Source organism: Chryseobacterium sp. PvR013 (genome assembly GCF_017833095.1).
GTDB lineage: Bacteria > Bacteroidota > Bacteroidia > Flavobacteriales > Weeksellaceae > Chryseobacterium > Chryseobacterium culicis_A.
In genome coordinates, this window is the sequence record NZ_JAFIBT010000001.1 from 3011968 (window position 1) to 3031239 (window position 19272).

The following is a 19272-nucleotide window of genomic DNA, read 5'->3' on the forward strand; positions in this document are numbered from 1 at the left end:
AGCCAATGGATTTTTATTTGTTTATTTTTTAACGGGCTAAAGCCCGTTTCTATTGATATTGATTATTTTTGCATCTAAAATTTTAAATACAATATATGGACTGTCCCTGCTGTTCAGGAAAATCCTACGAAGAATGCTGCAAGCCTTATCATACCGGAGAAAAACATGCTCCAACGGCTAAAGCTCTGATGCGTTCAAGGTTCTCCGCATTTGCTATTCCCAATGGTGAATATCTGATGGAAACTACTCTTCCCGGAAAAAGAAAATACCACAATAAGAAAGACCTTCAGGAATGGGGAGAAATCAACCAGTGGACAAAGCTGGAAATCATCCGGACTCCCACTTTAAATCATGTAGAGTTTAAAGCCTATTATACAGATCAGGATGGCCATCCTCAACTTCATCATGAGTTTTCTCTTTTTCAGAAAATGCATGAACGATGGTATTATGTTTCAGGAGAATTTTTGGATTAGTAAATATAGAGTGATGCTTTGTGTGTAGAACCACCCCGTTAAAAATTTAAAGAATTTTTGACACCCCTCCGAAAGAGGGGAATGCCAAGCATTCATTAACTATTGTACCTTATAAATAAAAATAAGCCAAAGAATTATCTTTGGCTTATTTCGTATTTGGTATTTAAAAAATGTCCGAAAGTCGGTCATTTTTTTATTTTTTAGTGAGCTTCGTTTCCGTCAATTCCGTGAGCGTGACCATGTGCCAATTCCTCTTCAGTTGCCGGACGTGTGTTCAAAACTTCTACTTCAAAGTCTAACACTTTACCTGCCATTGGGTGGTTAAGATCTGCAACTACAACTTCTGGTGTTATTTCTACCACAAATGCCTGGAAATTATTCCCTTGGTTATCGGATAAAGGTAAAATAGCTCCAATAGGTGGAGTTCCCGATTCTTTGAACATCTCAATTGGCAATTGAGCGATAGCATCAGGCTGTCTTTCACCATAAGCTTCTTCAGGCTGAATAACAAAAGCAGCTTTATCACCAGCTTTTAAACCTAAGATATTTTGTTCAAACTTTGGAATCATCATTCCTACACCATACAAAAATGTAAGTGGATTTTCTGCTGTTGTTTCTTCTACAAGAACTTTAGTTCCGTCCGCTTCGATAGTGTGAAGGATGTAACGTACAGCTACAACGTGATTGTTTTCAATTGTCATATTTTTTCTTTTTTTCGTGATTTCGTTTCACGATTAATAATACAAATATACTATTTTTGAAATGATTCAATGAGCTTGGAAGCCAGGAGATAGAAGAAGGAAGCTATGAAAGGCATAAAGAAAAACAGATCTCCTTTTTACCACCTTTATTTTCTTCTACCTTCCTCTCTTTTTTTCTGTCTCAGGACGAAGAGATACAAACTTTCAACTTTTGTTCTTGCCCAGGGTGTTTTTCTTAAAAACTTCAAGGAAGAGCTTATACTTGGGTTATCTGTAAAACATTTTATATTGATCTGTTCGCCAAGCTTTTCAAAACCTTCATAGTATTCTACGAGTTCTTCAAGGATAGCATCCAGCCTTTTTCCATGTAAAGGATCTTTGGACTGTTGTTCCATCTTTTTTTTGCAAAATTAAATTATTATAAGTTTATACGGAAATCCACAACGCTTCTTCCCTTTTTGTTTCTTATTTTTGAAGAAGTTATTCTCATCCATAAAAATTATTCGTTACAAAAAAATATGAGCAAAAACAACGAAGCGAACAGGCAAAAAAATAAAAAGAAAATTGATCAGAAAAAACGCAAAATACAAAATGCAGAAGCAGAAAGGAAAGCCAAGTTAAAGAAAATCCGAGAAGATTTCAAAGCAAGGAAGAGTGATAATACACTGTAAAATCAGTCTTTGCTAAAACCTGCTCAGTTTTTGAAACAGCTAGATTTAAGGTACTAAAATAATAGCTGGCAACAGGCAAAATCGTCTGAAATTTTTATCTGAATTAAGGGAAACCTTATTTTTTAAAATTAGGTATTTTCTATATTTACATTTTAATATTTGCAGGATAATTCTCTGCATATACTCTTTTTTAATTCTCAAACTTAAATTATGAAAATCCTCCACACTGCCGACTGGCATTTGGGTAAGCGCCTCGACCGTTTTTCAAGACTAGAAGAACAGGTTTTGGTGATGAATGAAATTGTTCAGATTGCCGACGAGCAAAACGTTGATTTAGTTTTAATTGCCGGAGATTTATTCGATAATTTCAATCCGGGTGTAGAGGCCGTTGAACTTTTTTATAAAACTTTAAAACGGTTATCACTAAACGGTAAACGTCCGGTAATTGCTATTTCCGGTAATCATGATTCTCCCAGTTTAATCAATGCTCCTGATCCTCTGGCCAGGGAATGCGGAATCATTTTAATAGGCCATCCTAAAGCAGAGATCAGCCCTTTCGGTACAGAATATTTCAACATTACCCATTCAAAAGAAGGTTTTATCGAACTGAAAATAGAAGGAATAGATTTCCCGGTAAGAATTCTTCACACTCCTTATGCCAATGAAATCCGGTTAAAGGAATATTTTGGCGAAAATAAAGAGGAAGAAATCAACAGGGTTCTTTCACAAACATGGAAAAATCTTGCCGATCAGTTTTGTGATGATTCCGGAGTTAATCTTCTCACTGCCCATTTATATATGAATAAAAGAGGTTCGGAAGTTCTGGAAGAGCCTGAAGGAGAAAAACCTATTAAAATCGGAAATGCCGATCTTATTTTTTCGGATAGCATTCCTGAACAGATTCAGTATACAGCCTTGGGCCACCTGCATGGGTTTCAGAATATCGGAACGAAGGAAAAACCGGTTATTTATTCCTCTTCTCCTCTGTGCTACAGTTTCAGTGAAGCGGGACAGACCAAGTATGTTTCCATTATTGATGCAGAGCCGGGAAAACCTGTTTCTTACGAGAAGAAAATGCTTACAAAAGGAAGAATTTTAGTCAGAAAAACATTTACCTCCATTGAAGATACTGTCAACTGGTTGGGTGAAAACCCATATACATTTATAGAACTTACCCTTGAGAGTGAGACTTTTTTGACAGCTGATGAAAGAAGATTAATCTATCAGTCGCACAACGGAATTGTTCATCTTATTCCCAAAGTGAAAAACCTGGAATTATCAAAAGATCAAAGCCATGAAATCAATTTAAGTCAGGATATTGATATATTATTTAAAGACTATTTTAAATCCAAAAACGGTGGGCAGGAAGCCAATGAAGAACTGATGAATTTGTTTAACGAAATTTTAAATGCATAAGCCATGATCCCTGTTCAATTAACAATCGAAGGACTTTACTCCTATCAGGAACGCCAGACTATTGATTTCAGAAATCTTACTGAAGCAGGATTATTTGGTATTTTCGGTGCTGTGGGTTCCGGAAAATCATCCGTTTTAGAAGCGATTTCGTTTGCTCTCTATGGAGAAACGGAGCGTCTGAACATGCGTGATAAAAGGGCTTACAACATGATGAATCTGAAATCAAACAGTTCTTATATAGAATTTGATTTTGTGAATTATGAGAATAAACTTTTCCGTGCTACCCGTGATTTTAAAAGAAATTCAAAAAAATTCGAAGAAGTAAAACCTAATGCCGTTACTTTTTATGAGCATATTAATGGCAAATGGATTCCTTTAGATCATTCGAATGCCGAAATAATTATTGGTTTAAGCTATTCCAATTTTAAAAGAACCATCATTATTCCGCAGGGGCAGTTCAAAGAATTCCTTGAATTGGGTGCTGCAGAAAGAACGAATATGATGAAGGAGATTTTTAATCTTCAGAAATTTGATCTTCAGAACAACGTTTCTGCACTCCATGTAAAAAACAGATCTGAACTGGATCAGCTGGAAGGACAACTAAAAGGTTTTGAAGAAATCAATGAGGAAAAAATCCAGATACAGAAAGAACAGCTGGCCGGGGAGCAGAAGATACTCTCGGAATCGAATGCGAAACTTGAAAAGATTTCCAATAGTTATCAACAGCTGAAAAACTTAAAAAATGATTTTGACAGTTTACAGCAGAATAAGGAAAAATTCAGCAAACTTTCTGAAGAGAAACCTCAGATGGATGCGTTGGAAGCCCAGGCGGAATTATATGACCGCGTTTTCAGGCTCTTCAATCCATTGATTATTGAGAAAAATAAGCTTTCAAAAGAAATTGCTGATAAACGAAACGATAAAGAACAACAGATCAAAAGCCGGCAGGAAACTGAAAAAGCTTTTACCATCATAAAAGAGCAGCTCACAACCCTTGAACCAAAGTTTAAGGCCTTGGAGCAGTCCAGAATCCAGGAAAACGACCTGAACCTCATCATTCAGATCCTGAAATTTTCTGAAGAGATCAAAGTTCTGAATGAAAGAACACAGAAAGGTTCCGAAAAGGTAAAAGAAGTTGATATCAACAAAGAAAAGATTCAAAAGACGATTGATCAGCTTTCTGCCCTGGTTAAAAACTTAAAAGAACAGAAACTTGATTCTGCTTTGCTTTCCGATGTGGGCAACTGGTTTATTCAACAAAAAAATTTAAAAAAATCCCTGCAGGAACAAACCGAAAAGGTTAATAAACATCAAAAACAAATCGGAGAAATTGCAGAAGAATTACAACCTTTTGCCTATCACGAAAATTATAAAGATGACTTCAAAAACAGGAAAGAAACTTTAGAAACAAAGAAAAAAGAGCTTTCTCAGAAACTGGATCACCTTAAAATACAAAAAGAACTTTCCCGTTTTGCCAGTGAACTTCATGACGGTGAAAACTGCCCTCTTTGCGGGTCTAAGGAACACCCGCATATTGTGGAATTTCATGATGTGAATGCTGAGCTAACCGACATCCAGGAGAAAATAACATCCGTTGAGCAGGATGTAACCGGTCTTCAAAAGCAGGAAGCAGAAATTGATAAGATTCTCGACCGCAAAAAAATCTTTGAAGAACAGCTTCTTTCAGAGCAGAAAATTGTTCTACAGATTCAACAAAATATGGAAACCCATCTTCAGCATTTCATCTGGAAACCATTCTCTCCGGATCAGGAAGAGGATTTTGAAAAAAAACGTTCAGACTCCTTTAATCTTGAGAAAAAGATTGAAGAAACGGAACGTAATATAGCCGTTGAAATGGAAAATATTGACAAGGAAAACAAAACGCTGGAAAAGTATAAAAGTGCTCTGGAAGGTTTCCGCATGGAAGAAGTTTCAAAACAGGAACAGATTAATATCAGCCGCTCCGGTCTTAAGATCCTGGACTGGAATCTGTATGCTCAAAAGGAAATAACAGAGGTTGAAGAAGCTTATCAAAACCTGGTACAATCCAATAAAGAAACTGAAGAAAATTATCAGAAAGCATTACAGCAGGAAAAAATTCTTTCTCCAAAACTGGCGGAGCAAAGGGCAATTGTCAGCCAATCTGAAAAACAGATTACAGAGCTTGAAAAAGAAATTTCCGGAAATGAAGAAGCTATTGGTAAAGCTTTGACAGATCAAAATTTCACTGAATTCGGAGAAGTTGAGAATATCTTGCTTCAGGAAATCAATGTTCAACTGGTGAGAAGCAAAGTTCAGAACTTCAAAGTTGATTTTGAAGCTTTAAAGAAATTCATCGGAGAACTGGAATTAAAACTGAAGGGACTTTCATTCGATAACGAACAGTTTTCTTTGGCTGAACAGCAGTTCCAGGAGGCGCAAAGTGAGCAGAAAAAAATCAGTGACTCCGTAGTTACCAAAACTGCAGAAATAGACCGACTGGAAAAAGAATTCGTAAAAAAAGAAACTCTTTTAAAAGAACTGGCAAAACTCCAGAAACGTGCTGAAAATCTAAAGATCATGATGAATCTGTTTAAAGGAGCGGGTTTTGTGCAATATGTTTCATCTATTTATCTGAGACAGCTTTGTGACCATGCGAATGTGCGTTTCCACAGAATGACCAGAAACCAGCTGAGTCTGCAGCTTAATGAAAATAACGATTTTGAAATCATTGATTACCTCAACGAAGGAAAAAGCAGAAGTGTAAAAACGCTTTCGGGAGGCCAGGCCTTTCAGGTTTCTTTAAGCCTTGCTCTGGCATTGGCAGAAAGTGTTCAGGCCAACGCGCAGGCAGATAAAAATTTCTTCTTTATTGATGAAGGTTTTGGAACTCAGGATACGGAATCTGTGAATATTGTATTTGAAACCCTTACCAATCTGATGAAAGAAAACAGGATTGTGGGAATTATTTCTCACGTTGAAGAGCTGAAAGAAAAAATCCCTACAGCCCTCAATATCATTAAAGATGAGGAAAGAGGAAGCTTGATTGAGATTATTTAATTAAATATATTTTAAATTACAAAAGCCACAAGAGAATACATCTTTTGTGGCTTTTGCACCTCATAAACTTCTATTTTACAGCTCTTTTATAACAGGCTTCACTTCATTCCCAAACAATTCAATAGACTTCATCATCACTTCATGAGCAGGATCTCCCACATCCATATGTCCGATAAATCTTGTAATTCCGAAAATTTCCTTCATATAAGCAATTTTATCTGCCACCTCTGCCGGGCTTCCGATAAATAAGGCTCCATCTTTGCTTCTTCCGCCATCATACTGTGCTTTTGTGTAAGGGGCCCAACCTCTGGAAGCCCCAATCCTGTCCATCTGGGATTTATAATTATGGAAATACCCATCCACCACTTTTTGATCATCACTCACGAAAGTATGGGAGTGGATTGCGATCTGCATTTTCGAAACATCATGTCCCGCTTTTTGGTATTCCTGTTTATAGAATTCGATCAGATTTCTAAACTGGATCGGCATTCCTCCAATAATAGCTACCACCAAAGGCATTCCCAATTGAGCTGCACTTAAAACAGACTGCGGAGTTCCTCCCACAGCTCTCCAGATTGAAAGTTTTCCATCATTTTTTGCTCGTGGATAGACGGTTTGGTTTTGCATTGGAGCACGAAGTTTCCCTGACCAGCTTACGTTTTCCTCAGCATTGATTTTCAGTAATAATTCTAATTTTTCGTCAAATAGCTGCTCATAATCATTCAATGAGTATCCGTACAACGGAAATGATTCAATGAAACTTCCACGTCCCACAAAGATCTCTGCTCTTCCATCTGAAATCAAATCCAGTGTTGAAAAATCCTCATATACTTTTACCGGCTCCGAAGAACTCAAAACAGTAACGCCACTGGCCAGTTTTATATTTTTGGTAATACTTGCTGCCGCTGCCAATACTATTTCCGGAGAGGAAACAGCATAATCCGGACGGTGATGTTCTCCCATTGCAAACACATCAAGCCCTACCTCATCCATGAGTTTTACCTGATCTAATATTTCACGAATCTTAGTCCCTGCATCTCTATATTTTCCGGTGGATTGGTCAAAAGCCAGATCACCGAACATTCCTATTCCTAATTCCATATTGTTGATTTTAGTGATACAAAATTACGGCTACGAAAAATCAAAAACATTGATGTTTGGTAAGATCGACGGGTATTTTTTAAACACTAATAACACTAATTTATCACTAATAACACGGATTGCCATTGCGAGCAAAGCGAAGCAATCTCAATACAGTTATATAATAATATTAAAGGAATATTCAAGAAAAAATCCAGCCGTTCTGGCTGGATTCTATTATTATTTCTTCAGATATAAATCAAAATAATCTGTAATCTTCTGCATCAGGTGAACCCTGTCTTTTCCGATCACATTATGAGGATGTCCCGGATACGTAAAGTAATCTAACTGAACTCCGTTATCAACCGCAGACTTGATGAATTTTATAGAATGCTGCCATACTACCACATCATCCTGCGCCCCGTGAATCATCAGTAATTTACCTTTCAGATTCTGAACTTTATCTAAAAGATTAGCTGCTGCATATCCCTGTGGATTTTCCTGTGGGGTATCCATATATCTTTCTCCGTACATGATCTCGTACATGCTCCAGTCGATTACCGGTCCTCCTGCTACTCCTACTTTGAATACATCCGGCTTACGAAGCATAAAACTTGTTGTCATAAATCCTCCGAAGCTCCATCCATGGATTCCCATTTTGTCACCATCTACATAAGAAAGAGATTTTAAATACTCTACTCCTTTCATCTGATCATTCATTTCTGTAGTTCCAAGATTTCTGAATACTGCCTGCTCAAACTTCAATCCACGGTTAGAAGAACCTCTTCCGTCCATGGTGAAAATAATGTATCCATTTTGAGCCATGTATTCATACCAAAGGTTTCCTGAAGCCGGGAAGCTGTTTGTGATCAGCTGTAAGTGCGGTCCGTTGTACAGATACACAATGGTGGGATATTTTTTATTCGGATCAAAATTTGTTGGAAGAATGATTTTCCCATACAAAGGAGTTCCGTCATCTGCTTTTAGCTCAACATTTTTAATTTCCGGTCTCTGGTAATTCTTTAATGGGTTTTCAGAAGTAAGGATATTTGTAGTCTTTAAATTAGCCGTATTAATAATATTGGCAATTCTTGGTGAATTCGAGTTGCTGTAAGCATCATACAGATAATTTCCGTCACTGCTCAGTGTTCCAATATGCATACCTTCTGCATTGTCCAGTTTTTGCATTTTGAAGTTCGTCCAGTTGATTCTATACAAATGTCTTTCTAAAGGAGTTTCTTTTGTAGAAGTAAAATAGATTTCCTTTTTCTTTTCATTGAATCCTAAAATATCTGTTACCAGCCAGTCTCCTTTTGTGATCTGTGATACCAAACCTTTTTCAAGACTGTAGTGAAACAGGTGATTGTATCCTGTTCTCTGACTCTGCCAGATAAAGTCTGTATTGGAATTCGGGAAGAAAGTAAGCGGATGCTGTGGTTCAACATATTTACTGTCTGTTTCCTCGAATAAAGTTTTCACTAATTCTCCGGTTGCAGCATCATATTGATTCATTTTCATATGATTCTGACCTCTGTTCAGAACGCCTACAAAAATGTATTTTGAATCCGGACTCCATGTAACAGCAGTCAGATACTGATCTTTTTCCCCTTCAACTTTCAGGAAAGTTGTGGATTGGGTTTTAATATTGAAAACACCTAAAGTCACCTGGTGAGAAGTCTTACCAGCCATTGGGTATTTAATATTATGGTTAACGGCTGGAGTTACAGACCAATCGATAATCGGATAATCTGCTACCATGCTCTGATCCATTTTATAGAATGCTACGCTCTCAGAATTGGGAGCAGGGAAAATTCCGGTATCAATTCCGAATTCATTTCTGTGAACAGCCTGTCCACTGATGATATTTTCATTGGTTTCATTGGTTACAGCAATCGTTTTTCCATTTCTGTTTACAAATAAATTATTCTTTGCTGTGAAGGCAAAAGTCTGACCATCACCAAACATCTTTACGTTGGCTGCATCCTGATCAATTACAGCTGTACTTTTTACTTTCCAATCGTTTCCAGATTTTTCAATCCATGACATTTTGCCACCTGTCGTAAAATAACCATTGGTATTTCCTGTAAATTTGATTGCCGGAACAGCCTTCAGCTTATCATTGGAAAGATTTCTGTTCAGTTGGCTCAGCGAGATCAGAGTATCCTGTTTGTTGGTTTTCAAATCCGTAATCAGATAACCGCCTTTTACGGCCTGGATGTAAGATTTTCCGTCCGCAGCCCATGAAAATTGAGAAATATTTTTCACAGCAAGGTTGGTTCTCATCCCATTTACAGCCTCAGCCATGGTAAACTTCTGGGTCTGGGCAAATGCTGAACTGCCTAAAACCAGCATTAATAAAGAAAACTTATGTAATTTCATTGTATAAAATTGAATCCTCCAAAAATAAGAAATAAAAACCAACCGTTAAGAAATGTTAAATTAAAACATTCATAAAATGGAATTTATGCACTCATAAGAAATTATTTCTTAACTTAATAGTGGATTTTTATAGGTAGTAGAATAGGTCAATGGTGAATGGTCAATCCGCTCCGCTTGTCAATTTGATGTTGGAGTAGATTCACCATTCACTTGCGAAGCAAAATTGACGATTAATGTTAAATAAGTCAATCGTGAACTGTCAATCCGCTCCGCTTGTCAATTTGATGTTGGAATAGATTCACCATTCATTTGCGAAGCAAAATTGACGATTGATTATTAAATGAGTCAATCGTGAACTGTCAATCCGCTTTGCTTGTCAATTTGATGTTGGAATAGATTCACCATTCACTTGCGAAGCAAAATTGACGATTGATTATTAAATGAGTCAATCGTGAACTGTCAATCCGCTGCGCTTGTCAATTTGATGTTGGAATAGATTCACCATTCATTTGCGAAGCAAAATTGACTATTGATTATTAAATGAGCCAATCGTGAACTGTCAATCCGCTGCGCTTGTCAATTTGATGTTGGAATAGATTCACCATTCACTTGCGAAGCAAAATTGACGATTAATGTTAAATAAGTCAATCGTGAACTGTCAATCCGCTGCGCTTGTCAATTTGATGTTGGAGTAGATCCACCATTCACTTGCGAAGCAAAATTGACGATTGATTATTAAATGAGTCAATCGTGAACTGTCAATCCGCTGCGCTTGTCAATTTGATGTTGGAATAGATTCACCGTTCACTTGCGAAGCAAAATTGACGATTGACAAAAAAAATCTCATTTCTTATCCTATATCAATGACTTGTATAGGTACTCTGTCCTAAATTTGCATCATTAATAACAAACAAAAAATACAAAATACAATGGCAACAAAATGGATTTTAGACCCTACGCATAGTGAAATTACTTTCAAAGTAAAACACATGATGATCTCTAACGTAAAAGGAAGCTTCAGAACTTTCACTGCAGAAATTGAGTCTGAAGATGAATTCTTTGCAAATGCAAAAACTACAGCTACTATCCAAACAGATTCTGTATTCACAAACAATACAGACAGAGACAATCACTTAAAGTCTGCGGAGTTCTTCAATGCTGAAGTACATCCTACAATCACTTTTGAATCTCAGGCATTAAACAATTCTATCGTTGGAAATCTTACCATCAATGGAATTACAAAACCTGTAACTCTTGATGTAGACTTCGGAGGAATTAATGTAGATCCATGGGGAAATACAAAAGCAGGTTTCTCTTTTGAAGGGAAAATCAGCAGAAAAGATTTTGGATTAAACTGGAATGCAGCTCTTGAGGCAGGAGGTGTAATGGTAAGTGATGATGTAAAAGTAGCTGGTGAATTACAGTTTGTAAAGCAAGCATAGTAAATAACATATATTTAAAAGGGTTCAGGGATTTGTCTAAAAGCCTTGAACCTTTTTTATTTTTTATAATCTTCAATATTATGAACCTCAATGATCTTCAAAACATAAGCGACGGTTTTAAACGCACACAGAGAATGCCTGTTTTATTTCTTGGACACGGCTCACCGATGAATGCCATTGAAGAGAATCAATTTGTGCAGGGTTTCCGAAAAGCGGCTTTAGAAATTCCTAAGCCCAATTCAATTCTTTGTATTTCTGCCCATTGGTATACAGACGGAACTTTTGTAACCGCTATGGATATGCCGAAAACCATCCATGATTTTTATGGGTTTCCAAAAGCTCTTTTTGATGTGCAGTATCCTGCTCCGGGAAGTCCGGAATTAGCAAAAGAAACAGCAGAACTCCTTCTTCCTATTGATGTGGAAGAGGATCATAGCTGGGGGCTGGATCATGGGGCATGGTCAGTCATTAAGCATATGTATCCTGATGCAGATATTCCTGTGATTCAACTGAGTATTGATCATACAAAACCTCCGCAGTATCATTATGATCTGGCCAAAAGACTGAATAAGCTTCGTGAAAAAGGTATTCTGATTATAGGAAGCGGAAATATTGTTCATAATCTCCGTCTTATCGACTGGAAAAATATAAACACAGTAGGAGCTGGCTGGGACTGGGCTGTAGAAGCCAGAGAGAAAACCAACAACTGGCTTCTTGATGGTAATTTTCAGAATATCATTGATTATCAGAAACAGGGAACTTTCTTACAGTATGCTGTTCCTACCCCTGATCATTATCTTCCTTTATTGTATACTTTAGGTCTGAAAGATCAGTCTGAAGAGCTTACTTTATTCAACGATGAGCTTATCGGCGGCTCGTTGAGCATGACGAGTGTAAGGATTGGATAATCATAATTTGATATTAAAAATAAAAAAGGAAATACCTCAGCCGAGATATTTCCTTTTCTTGTATAATGATAGTATTATTTACTGTACTGCTTTTAACACATTGATATTTCCGTAGCCATAGCTTGAATTAACATTTGGATAATAGGTAGCAGCCTGTCTCATTTTATTAAGCACCTGATCTCTCGTCCATGATGGATTTTTAGCCCAAACCAAAGCTGCAATTCCTGCTGTAGCAGCCGTAGCCACAGAAGAACCACCCACATAATCAGCCTGTCCATTGTAGTAACTCAATACAGGAACGGTATTTCCTGAAGGTCTCTCCATCTGAAAGGTAAAATCAATCTGGCTTCCTGAATGGCAAACATCACATTTCTGATTGGATGTATTTTCTTTTACTCCTGTTATCGCCTGAGTTTCCGACATTGATGCAGGGAAAATCACCCCAACAAAACTGGTAAAGCTGGTAGAAGTACCTCCGGCACAGAAAATTAGTTTTCCTTTAGAGTAAGCATATTTAACACCATCTTCAATTTTTCCGACAGAAAAGATATGCCCCATTGACATTGAGATGATCTTTACATTAGTGTTGTTACCCAATTCTGTAAATGCTGTTTTTACAGCGGTCTGCTCACTGGAAGTTTCCAGAACAACATTTTCTGCTGCTCTGTAGGCGATCAGATTGGCATTATAAGCAACTCCCACTGGTAACCCTGCATTATTTCTCGGAGCAGCCATTACGGATGCCATTTTTGTTCCGTGCCCACACTGATCTCCGGATCCATCTGAGTTATACACTCCCACTTTGCTGATTGTCCTTCCTGAAGAAGCACCATTATTAAAGCTTCCTCCCAATAAAGTCTGTTCTGGAGAAACTCCTGTATCTATAAGTCCGATGGTAACACCTGCTCCTGTGCTGTAGCTCCATGCTTCAGGAATGCTATGTTTTGTGAAAGCCCAAGGAATTTTTGCACTTGGAGTGGTTGAAGTATAGTCTGCCGTACTTAATGTAGATGATGAAAATCCACATCCTGATGAGCCACTTCCTGAAGATTTTGCAGCAGCATTATATTGAGCTTCAAACTCAAAATAATGATAGTCTGCCGGTTCTACATATCGGATGTTCTTCATTTGTCGAAGAGCAGTAATGGTTTCTTCATTTTCAATCACCACATCCATCTGATTAAGATATTGATCTGAAAGAAGAAGGAAATTTCTTTCGTCTTTTCCTTCATATTTTTTGATAACAGAAAGAACTTCTTTTTCCATATCGCTGCTGTTTGGAGATTTACTTCTGTCGAAATCATCTTTAGAAGCTCCAAAACCAATAGATACCATTTTATTTCCGCGGAAAATAGCACTCCACACGAAATGATCGGATTCATTCTTCCAATTGAAAGTACCATCCGTTTTAATAGCCTGGTTAATCCTTTCGTTGATCTGTTTTGCGGTCAACGGATCTTTCTGAGCCATTTCTGTTTTTACATTTTCGTTCTGAAGTTCTTCTCTGGAACACGAGTTTAAGGCAAAAAATATTGCCAGTAGGAATACAGTTTTTTTCATATGTTATAATTTTGGTTGGATCCACAATATAACACTTTGACGGGAATTAAAAACTTAAAAAAAAAGAATTTACCATTACATGAATATTAAATTACAATCCTTTCTCGTAACAGACACTTTGCTCTATTCCAACGTATTGTCCATAATTTGGTATTCTGTAAAAACCACTTTTTTCGTATACAGAGATTGCACTTTTAAGGTCTTGAGAAGTCTCCAATACTGCTTTTTTAAAATTCAATTCGGATGCCCAGTTTTCGAGTTCTTTTACAATTGCTGAGCCCAATCCTTTTTTTCTGAATTCCGGATGGGTAAACATTCTTTTTATTTCTACCGCATCTTCTGAAAATGGTTTGAATGCACCGCAAGCTGTAGGAATACCATCTATGTAAACTACTACGCAGTTTTTAAGGGTATAAATTGTATTGAACTGAGCAAAGAAGCCATCGTTTTCACCATTATGTTTAGCTAAAACAGCATCTAGGGATTTTACTAATTTTTGAAAATCTATGTTGGTGGAATCTGTTCTTAGTATGTGCATTTTGTTTGATTAAAAGATTAAAAAATTTAATAATTAAAAGATTTGGGAAAACAAAAAGCTCCCTTTCGGAAGCCTTTATTTTTATGGAGCTGGTGGAGGTGGATCCTGAAAGTGATAATGTTTATTCAATTTTTCATTAACCCTTTTATCTAATGCTTGTGCATAATCAGTTCCAATTTTCATTGAATCATTCATTAAGTTGGGCATATTTTCAATCATTTTCTGACCTGCCGGAGTTTTATAAAATTTAATGAGCTCATCAACGTCCGAATCTGTAAAATACTTTTTATAGACAGGAATGTACAACGCAAAAATTTTCTCTAGAGACATGTCTTTTTTAAACTCATCCCAAAAACTATCCGGTAAATCTTTATACCTATTGTTATAATGATCCATAAATTGTTGAAAAGCTATAGACAACATCTTATCTGATCTTGTTAAAGTAATCAGTTCTTTCAATTTTGCTTCATTTGACTGAGAAAAAGCATTTATCCCCAGCAAAAAGAAACATAAAATAATCGCCTTTCTCATTTCTTATTTTACATCAACAATAAACTTTCTCTCATTGATCAACTCTGCAATTGCCAGCATATCTTTACCGATCAGTCGGTCGTCTTCAAGTTTTGCAACTTTAGAACGAAGAATCGTAAAGTTTTCTTCAATCACTTTAGAGCATTTCGCGGGTCTTCTGAATTCAAGTCCCTGGGCGGCAAACATCAGCTCAACAGACAGAATGTTCACAAGATTTCCAAGAACCTGATTAAATTTTCTTCCTGAAATACTTCCCATAGAAACGTGATCCTCCTGCCCTAAACTTGTAGGAATAGAGTCTGCTGATGCAGGGAAACATAATGTTTTATTTTCTGTCACCAAAGCTGCTGATGTATACTGAGGAATCATAAATCCGGAATTTAATCCTGAGCTTTCGGTCAATAATCTTGGAAGACCGTATTTTCCTTCTAACAATAAATAGCTTCTTCTATCTGAAATATTCCCTAATTCTGCTGCGGCTAATGTAGCATAATCTAAAGGCAATGCCATCAGCTGCCCGTGGAAGTTTCCACCTGAAATAGATTCTTCGGCACTTAATACAATCGGATTATCTGTTACAGAATTCAATTCTGTTTCTGCCATCCCTCTAAGGTGTTCAAAAGCATTTCTGCTGGCTCCGTGAACCTGTGGCACACATCTCATAGAGTAAGGATCCTGAACTCTCTCACAATCTTCGTGAGCTTTCATATTTTCTGATCCTTTCAGGAATTTAACCATTCTTGCCGCCACTTTTTTACTTCCTTCAAAAGGTCTGATCTCATGAAGTTCTTTTTTAAAAGGGCTTTCTGAACCTCTGTAAGCTTCAATACTCATAGCAGCTGTCATATCAGCAAGGTCTAGTAAATACTCAAATTTTTCAAGTCCTTTGATTGCATGAGCAAGGATAAACTGTGTACCGTTGATTAATCCCAACCCTTCTTTTGGGCCTAATGCTAATGGTTCAAGGTCATGTTTTTTCAGCACTTCCATTGTTTCAGAAACCTTATCTCCTTCCCAAACCTGTCCTAACCCCAATAAAGGCAATACCAGATGTGCTAACGGAGCAAGATCTCCTGAAGCTCCTACAGATCCCTGTTCAGGAACCACCGGGATGATATCTTTTTCAAGCATCAGGATCATTCTTTCAATAACTTCCAGGGAAACTCCTGAAAATCCTTTCGAAAGAGCATGTACTTTAGCAATCATCATGATCTTGGAAAGTTCTTTATCAATAGGCTTTCCTACTCCCACCGCATGGGAAATAATCAGGTTATATTGTAACTGGGCGGTTTCGTCAGCTGAAATTTTAGTATCACATAATGGTCCGAACCCGGTATTGATTCCATATACACATCTGTCTGACTCTACTATTTTCTGTACGTTTTTCTGAGATTTTAAAATTTGTTCTTTTGCTGCTTTGTTCAGCTTGGCTTTATTAGGTTTTTTACATATTTCCAGAACATCATGGAAAGTAAAAACATCTACTCCGTATATCATTTCTAAAAAAATTTCTTTAAAATTACGCATTTAACAATAATTGGAAAAGCTAAATTTTAATCTTCTATATTTTTATAAAACAAGCGAATTAATTTACTATTTTTAGCCCCGAAAATTAAAAACAATAACATGAGACTGAAAACTCTATTCCTTGCCGTATGTGTAGCAAGCACAACTGCTTTCGCCCAGAAAGTAAAATATTCTAAAGAGGATATCAAAAAAATGGAAACTTATCTTTTTAATGAAGGTTTCAATAGTCCATCTCCTAAGAAAACTTCTACGATTCTCCTGAAAGACGGAACTACCTACAAAGGATTCTGTAACAAGATCGAAACTAAAAAAGGACAGATTTACGAAGTAGCTATCAAAGACAGTGTTACCAAGAAGAATACTACATTCAATGCTGATCAGATCAACGAAATGTATGTATATCCAAGCAATGCTGAAAAAATTGCAAAAGTGGCCAAATACATGGGGAACATCAGAAACTTCGGAACTAAGAAGCTGACTAAAAACACCAATAATGACAGAATTTATTTTGTGAATCAGACGGTTTCTCTAAAGAATAAAAAAGATGATAAGGAATTCCTGATGCAGGTTATCAATCCTGGTTTTGATGATATTATTTCAGTATACCACGATCCCAGAGCTAAAGAAACAACAGGTTTTTCTGTAATGGGTTCTCCACAACTTGGAGGCGGGGTTATCAAATCTTATTATGTAAAAAAGGGCAACAAAGTAATGTGGCTGCATAAAGATGATTTTGAAGATAATTATGATTTCCTTTTTGGAGATAATCAGGATTTCATGAAAAAGTATCCTAAAAACTCTGTGGAATGGGATTACTTCAGTTTTCTTGTCAATGAGTACACTACAATGACTAACGGATAAAATCCTTTGAACCATACAATAAAGCCTGTAGATTCTCTGCAGGTTTTTCTTTTTTAAATAGGGAAAGTTTCCTTAATTTTGTTATATGAATCCTTCTTTAGAACTACAGCTCAAAACCTTACCATCCGAACCCGGCGTTTATCGTTATTATGATAAGAATGAACAGCTTTTGTATGTTGGGAAAGCTAAAAATCTTAAAAAAAGGGTTCTTTCCTACTTCAATAAAAATCTTTCCGGATACAGAATCAAAATAATGGTCAGCAAAATCCAGCGACTGGAAACAACCATTGTAAACAGTGAATATGATGCGCTTTTATTGGAAAACAACCTGATTAAGGAGCATCAGCCGTTTTATAATGTCATGCTGAAGGATGATAAAACTTATCCATGGATTTGTATTAAAAATGAAGATTTTCCAAGAATTTTCCTGACAAGAAATGTCATTAAAGACGGATCAGAATATTACGGTCCCTATGCAAAGGTGCGCCCTGCAAAGATTTTATTAGACACAATCAAACATATTTACAAACTCAGAACCTGTAACCTGAATCTTTCTCCAGCCAAGATTGCAGAAGGAAAATACAAGGTCTGCCTGGAGTATCATATTAAAAACTGTGAAGGACCATGCGAAGATCTGGAAAGTAAGGAAGAGTATGATGAAAAAATAGATGCCATCCGCGGGATTATCAAAGGAGATTTCCGGAAAGCAAAAGATTATCTGGTGAATCAGATGATGAAACTGGCTTCCAATCTTCAGTTTGAACAAGCTCAGATTATTAAGGAAAGACTGGATATCTTGGAAGATTATCAGGCTAAAAACACGGTAGTGAATCCGAATATTGATGATGTGGATGTTTTTGGGATGACCAGTGATGAAACGGCTGCTTATGTCAATTTCTTTAAAATCAGAAATGGAAATATTATCCAGAGTTTTACTACTGAGATCAAAAAGATTCTCGAAGAAACGGATGAAGATATTCTGGAAGAAGCATTAATAGAAATCCGTCAGAAATTTTCTTCTGATTCTAAAGAAGTCCTTTTACCCTTCCATTTGTCTGTAGAAATCCCGAATGTAAAATTGATTGTTCCTAAAGTAGGAGATAAGAAAAGAATTGTAGAGCTTTCTGAAAAGAATGCTAAAGAATATCGTCTGGAAAAGCTGAAACAGGTTCAGATTATAGATCCTGAAAGACATACCAACAGAATCATGGCCGAGATGCAGAAACTTCTGAGAATGCCTGTAGAGCCAAGACATATTGAAGGTTTTGATAACTCAAACATTCAGGGTACCAATCCTGTGTCAGCATGTGTTGTTTTCAAAGATGGAAGACCTAGCAAGGCAGATTACAGAATTTTCCATCCGAAAACAGTGGAAGGACCGAACGATTTTGCAACTATGGAAGAAGTGATCTACCGCCGTTATAAAAGGATGCTTGATGAAGGTGAAGATCTTCCTCAGCTGATTCTGATTGATGGAGGAAAGGGGCAGCTGTCTTCTGCTGTAAAGAGCCTGAGATTATTGGGACTTTATGGCAAGATTACCATTGTAGGTATTGCCAAAAGACTGGAAGAAATTTTCTTCCCTGAAGATTCTATTCCTTTATATCTTGATAAAAAATCTGAAACGTTGAAAATCCTTCAGCGTGTCCGTGACGAAGCTCACCGATTCGGGGTAAAACACCACAGAACAAGAAGGAAAAATTCTACTATAAAATCTGAGTTGGAAGAAATTCCCGGTGTGGGAGAAAAAACTATTGAACTGCTTCTGTCTAAGTTAAAGTCTGTAAAACGTATCAAGGAAGCCAATCTGGAAACTCTGGAGGAAATTTTAGGGAAAAGTAAGGCTAAAGTAATTTGGGAGTTTTTTAATGCTCCTTGATAATATTTGTAATCCAACAGTTAAATTTTCACAAATAAAACCTACTATTTTTACAACATTTTATATTCATTTCCCATTTTCTCATTTAGGGACAAAAACCAACAATTCCTTTAACACAAAGAAAACACAATAATAAAAAACGTTAAAAAAATAAATATTTTGCTAACAAATAGTATTATATGTGTTTTTTTCATAAATTAGTAATATCAACTAATAACAATAATACTGTGAAAATTTTTCTCTTTTTGTAAATCTTTTTCACATTCT

At 36.6% G+C, this 19272-nt stretch carries 16 protein-coding genes; 8 read left to right on the forward strand and 8 right to left on the reverse strand.

Features of this window, described 5'->3' with window-relative positions; genetic code table 11:
* Positions 1-95 precede the first annotated feature (95 nt).
* Complete coding sequence (locus JOE44_RS13725; protein WP_209786009.1) at positions 96-473, forward strand: YchJ family protein; 378 nt, start codon at positions 96-98, stop codon at positions 471-473.
* A 200-nt stretch (positions 474-673) separates the two neighbouring features.
* Here JOE44_RS13725 and JOE44_RS13730 read toward each other — a convergent pair whose 3' ends face one another.
* The gene (locus tag JOE44_RS13730; protein WP_209786010.1) at positions 674-1174 is read right to left on the reverse strand and encodes a peptidylprolyl isomerase; all 501 of its coding nucleotides are present in this window, start codon (positions 1172-1174) and stop codon (positions 674-676) included.
* 146 nt (positions 1175-1320) lie between these two features.
* Positions 1321-1569 (reverse strand): VF530 family protein, encoded by a 249-nt coding sequence (locus JOE44_RS13735; protein ID WP_105684382.1) that lies wholly within the window; start codon positions 1567-1569, stop codon positions 1321-1323.
* Between the two features lie 123 nt (positions 1570-1692).
* Here JOE44_RS13735 and JOE44_RS13740 point away from each other — a divergent pair, with 123 nt between their 5' ends.
* From JOE44_RS13740 to JOE44_RS13750, 3 genes are all read left to right on the forward strand, one after another.
* Positions 1693-1845, forward strand: coding sequence for a hypothetical protein (locus JOE44_RS13740; protein WP_209786011.1), 153 nt, complete (start codon positions 1693-1695; stop codon positions 1843-1845).
* Positions 1846-2055: 210 nt separating this feature from the next.
* A complete protein-coding gene (locus JOE44_RS13745; RefSeq protein ID WP_209786012.1) occupies positions 2056-3261 on the forward strand; it encodes an exonuclease SbcCD subunit D in 1206 nt (401 codons plus the stop codon).
* 3 nt (positions 3262-3264) lie between these two features.
* Positions 3265-6300, forward strand: a complete 3036-nt coding sequence (locus JOE44_RS13750; protein ID WP_209786013.1) for an SMC family ATPase — start codon at positions 3265-3267, stop codon at positions 6298-6300.
* A 75-nt stretch (positions 6301-6375) separates the two neighbouring features.
* Here JOE44_RS13750 and JOE44_RS13755 read toward each other — a convergent pair whose 3' ends face one another.
* The gene (locus tag JOE44_RS13755) at positions 6376-7401 is read right to left on the reverse strand and encodes an Atu2307/SP_0267 family LLM class monooxygenase (RefSeq protein ID WP_209786014.1); all 1026 of its coding nucleotides are present in this window, start codon (positions 7399-7401) and stop codon (positions 6376-6378) included.
* A gap of 219 nt (positions 7402-7620) precedes the next feature.
* A complete protein-coding gene (locus JOE44_RS13760; RefSeq protein WP_209786015.1) occupies positions 7621-9759 on the reverse strand; it encodes a S9 family peptidase in 2139 nt (712 codons plus the stop codon).
* Positions 9760-10688: 929 nt separating this feature from the next.
* On the opposite strand from JOE44_RS13760, the gene JOE44_RS13765 reads away from it, so the two are divergent.
* A complete protein-coding gene (locus JOE44_RS13765; RefSeq protein WP_034693303.1) occupies positions 10689-11201 on the forward strand; it encodes a YceI family protein in 513 nt (170 codons plus the stop codon).
* Between the two features lie 80 nt (positions 11202-11281).
* On the forward strand, positions 11282-12109 hold the full coding sequence (ygiD, locus tag JOE44_RS13770; RefSeq protein ID WP_209786016.1) for a 4,5-DOPA dioxygenase extradiol: 828 nt from the start codon (positions 11282-11284) through the stop codon (positions 12107-12109).
* A 78-nt stretch (positions 12110-12187) separates the two neighbouring features.
* On the opposite strand, the gene JOE44_RS13775 is transcribed toward ygiD, so the two are convergent.
* From JOE44_RS13775 to hutH, 4 genes are all read right to left on the reverse strand, one after another.
* Positions 12188-13669, reverse strand: coding sequence for a S8 family serine peptidase (locus JOE44_RS13775; protein ID WP_209786017.1), 1482 nt, complete (start codon positions 13667-13669; stop codon positions 12188-12190).
* A 91-nt stretch (positions 13670-13760) separates the two neighbouring features.
* The gene (locus tag JOE44_RS13780; protein ID WP_209786018.1) at positions 13761-14207 is read right to left on the reverse strand and encodes a GNAT family N-acetyltransferase; all 447 of its coding nucleotides are present in this window, start codon (positions 14205-14207) and stop codon (positions 13761-13763) included.
* A gap of 81 nt (positions 14208-14288) precedes the next feature.
* Positions 14289-14666, reverse strand: coding sequence for a DUF2059 domain-containing protein (locus JOE44_RS13785; RefSeq protein ID WP_209786019.1), 378 nt, complete (start codon positions 14664-14666; stop codon positions 14289-14291).
* 75 nt (positions 14667-14741) lie between these two features.
* Positions 14742-16235, reverse strand: a complete 1494-nt coding sequence (gene hutH / locus JOE44_RS13790) for a histidine ammonia-lyase (RefSeq protein WP_209786020.1) — start codon at positions 16233-16235, stop codon at positions 14742-14744.
* A 129-nt stretch (positions 16236-16364) separates the two neighbouring features.
* On the opposite strand from hutH, the gene JOE44_RS13795 reads away from it, so the two are divergent.
* Both JOE44_RS13795 and uvrC read left to right on the forward strand, forming a co-directional pair.
* Positions 16365-17126 carry a hypothetical protein gene (locus JOE44_RS13795; protein ID WP_209786021.1) on the forward strand — a complete coding sequence of 254 codons (762 nt, stop codon included), beginning with the start codon at positions 16365-16367 and terminating at the stop codon, positions 17124-17126.
* An 85-nt stretch (positions 17127-17211) separates the two neighbouring features.
* Positions 17212-19005, forward strand: coding sequence for an excinuclease ABC subunit UvrC (gene uvrC / locus JOE44_RS13800; protein WP_209786022.1), 1794 nt, complete (start codon positions 17212-17214; stop codon positions 19003-19005).
* Positions 19006-19272: the final 267 nt, after the last annotated feature.